Here is a 2,466-nt window from a genome sequence, read left to right as displayed (position 1 = left end):
GTGCAATGTTGCTAATGCGGCGGTACGAGCCGCCCTGGTTGACGCGGGCGCCCGAGCCATCCCAACAATGCGCCCCCCCCGTCCGCGTCGACCACGGCAGGCGCCCGGCGCTGTCTTCCCTCGCGAAGTCCTCAAGCCGGCCTGCCTGATAATGCGGCCTGCGGCGACGTTCGGGCTTCAGCCGCCGACAAGCGCCTTTGTGGTCACCAGATTGACGCCGGCCTCGGCGAATTCGCCATTGTGCCTGACGATGACCTGCTCGGCACTCTCGCTGGCATTGTCCAGCGTGCTGTGCGCATCGGACACCACGGTCACGCCGAGCCCTCTGGCGATCGCGCCCTTGACCGTCGCGGCCACGCAAAAATCGGTCTGCGCGCCCAGGAGCACGACAGCACCCGCACCCTGCCCGGCAACCCAGTCGCCGAAGGCGGGATTGCTGAAAGCATCGCGCACGGATTTGGCAAAGGTCGGCTCGTCCGCAGCTTGGCCAAGTGCGGGCCAAACCGGCCAGCCCGGCTGATCCGGTGCCAACGGATCGCCTTCGGGTCCATCATGCCTGACAAATGCGACCTTGCGCCCGCCGCCCCGCGCCCAGTCGATCACCGCTTTGGTGCGCTCGACTATGCCTGGCGCATCATGGATCGGCGGTTCGTGCACGCCGTCGAACATACCGGTCTGGAGATCGATGACGATGAGCGGCGCGTTGTCTGGGAGGCTGGATGCTGGCATGGGCTTTACATAGCACGGCGGACAAGGTGATCAAGATTTGCTCATTCCGACGCGCCGGCAAACAGCACGACGCCGTCACCGCCGTCGGGCGGCCAGTCGCGGGTGGTGCGATCATTGCCGCCGGTCAGCACCGCGGCGGACGCCCGCATAGATCGGGCCGGTCTTGCTGTCGAACAGCGCGATCTGGTGGCCGGTGTCCATGCCCCATAGCCGGGCCGTGCCGTCGAGCGAGCCGGAGGCCAGGCGCTGGCCGCCAGCCGATAGCGCCAGGAGGGCCGCCGTCGGCGCCCGGCTTGGTTGACACATGTCGCGCATCTGCCATGCTCGCCGAGAGTTCAGGAGAGAACACCATGAAGAAGACTTACGCGAAGCCGACCTTCGTCAAGAAGGGCAAGCTTTCCGCCGTCACGGCAAACGCCCCGAGCAGCGTCACGCTTTAATCCGGCGCATCTCTGGCGGATCGCGCCGGCGCTGGAGAGCAAACTCCAGGTGCAATTGGTTTTGGGATGGCCCGAAGCAAAGAATAGGGACCCTGGCCCCTGGTCGCGCATTGTTGGGTTTATTGTTTGTTGCTTTCAGCTCGCATGGTTGACAGATGGCCGCAGTATGGCATCATCAGGCTGGGATTTTAGGAGAGTCTGAAAATGAAGAAGATTTATGTGAAGCCGTCGTTCTTGAAAAAGGGCCGTCTGTCGGCGGTCACAGCGTCGAACGGCGCCTCGATTATCATTGTGCCGGGCTGATCGTAAACGTAACCTGATTGAAGCGGGGCGAAATTCGCTCCGCTTTGGCATGCTCAAATCTCAGCGTGTCAGGACCAAATCGTCCACGACCATTTGCCAATAGTGCTTCGTCGACAGGCGAACACGCGTTACAGCTTTGAGCATCGGGGCATAGTGCAACGGCGTCAGCGCCGACAGCGTGATCTGATCGCTTGCAATCAGCTGCTCGCCAAGCCAGCTTTCGATCAGCGCCACCTCCCCTTCCGACGCCAGCCAGGCGGCGCTCAGCATGACCGAGTGAAAGCCGAACGGCCGTTCGCAGCTGAATTCGGCAGGCAGCCCGCTGCTGGTGTAGAGCACATGGTCACCGGAGACGTTGCCATTGACATAGCCCTGGCTGTCCTTGGTGTAGTCGCGCGCCATCGCATTCAGGTTGCGCCACGCCAATCCGGCATGACCGGCCGGAATTTTCCTGAAGGTGCGCGACGTCACATCGTCGAAACCGATCGTTTCGAGAGCGGCATCAGTGGCAATGCCGGCGCGTTGCGCGGACAGCAGGCCGAGATCCGCCGAGTAGGGCGACAGCGTCAGCCGCCGCTCCAAGCCTTCGCCACTGATGCTGACCGTGTCGGCTTCTTCAGCCAGGTCGAAGCTGAAGACGGCACCCGGCGCCAGTGTCCGCGCCTCCAGGACGTGCCCGTCCCCCGACACGGAGAGGGTCGCGGGTCCATCGCCGGCAACGCGCCCGCTGACGCGGCGCGGCGGCGCCAGACCGACCGGCAGCAGCATCTCCTGTGATACCATCCCGGCCGGCGAACCCGGCAGCGGCAGGAAGTGTCGGGACTGAATGTCGTTTTCGCTTTTCGCCTGCCAGCCGGGCGGCACCGAAACCACAAAGCGCCAGTTGCCCGGCTTGCGGATCACGGCCTTTCTGCTTTTCACCGACATGGGGAAATTGGCAAAGCCGGCATTGTTGGGGCGCGCGGACGCGGCGAGCTGGCCGGCTGCGGCATAC

At 63.9% G+C, this 2,466-nt stretch carries 5 protein-coding genes; 2 read left to right on the top strand and 3 right to left on the bottom strand.

Features of this window, described 5'->3' with window-relative positions; genetic code table 11:
- Positions 1-177 precede the first annotated feature (177 nt).
- Both EN994_RS27095 and EN994_RS27090 read right to left on the bottom strand, forming a co-directional pair.
- On the bottom strand, positions 178-729 hold the full coding sequence (locus tag EN994_RS27095; RefSeq protein WP_063168626.1) for an isochorismatase family protein: 552 nt from the start codon (positions 727-729) through the stop codon (positions 178-180).
- 111 nt (positions 730-840) lie between these two features.
- Positions 841-1,044 carry a hypothetical protein gene (locus EN994_RS27090; RefSeq protein ID WP_063168627.1) on the bottom strand — a complete coding sequence of 68 codons (204 nt, stop codon included), beginning with the start codon at positions 1,042-1,044 and terminating at the stop codon, positions 841-843.
- A 35-nt stretch (positions 1,045-1,079) separates the two neighbouring features.
- On the opposite strand from EN994_RS27090, the gene EN994_RS27085 reads away from it, so the two are divergent.
- Positions 1,080-1,169, top strand: a complete 90-nt coding sequence (locus EN994_RS27085; protein WP_081714185.1) for a hypothetical protein — start codon at positions 1,080-1,082, stop codon at positions 1,167-1,169.
- 204 nt (positions 1,170-1,373) lie between these two features.
- Complete coding sequence (locus EN994_RS27080) at positions 1,374-1,472, top strand: hypothetical protein (protein ID WP_013530621.1); 99 nt, start codon at positions 1,374-1,376, stop codon at positions 1,470-1,472.
- 60 nt (positions 1,473-1,532) lie between these two features.
- Here the strand turns inward: EN994_RS27080 and EN994_RS27075 are convergent.
- Positions 1,533-2,466, bottom strand: a 934-nt coding sequence (locus EN994_RS27075; RefSeq protein WP_127307952.1) for a hypothetical protein, incomplete at its 5' end; no start/stop codon positions are given.

Source organism: Mesorhizobium sp. M7A.F.Ca.CA.002.09.1.1 (assembly GCF_003998555.1).
In the GTDB taxonomy this organism is placed as follows: domain Bacteria; phylum Pseudomonadota; class Alphaproteobacteria; order Rhizobiales; family Rhizobiaceae; genus Mesorhizobium; species Mesorhizobium ciceri.
The sequence above is the reverse complement of the archived record's forward strand: the minus strand, read 5'-3'. Positions and strand labels throughout refer to the sequence as shown.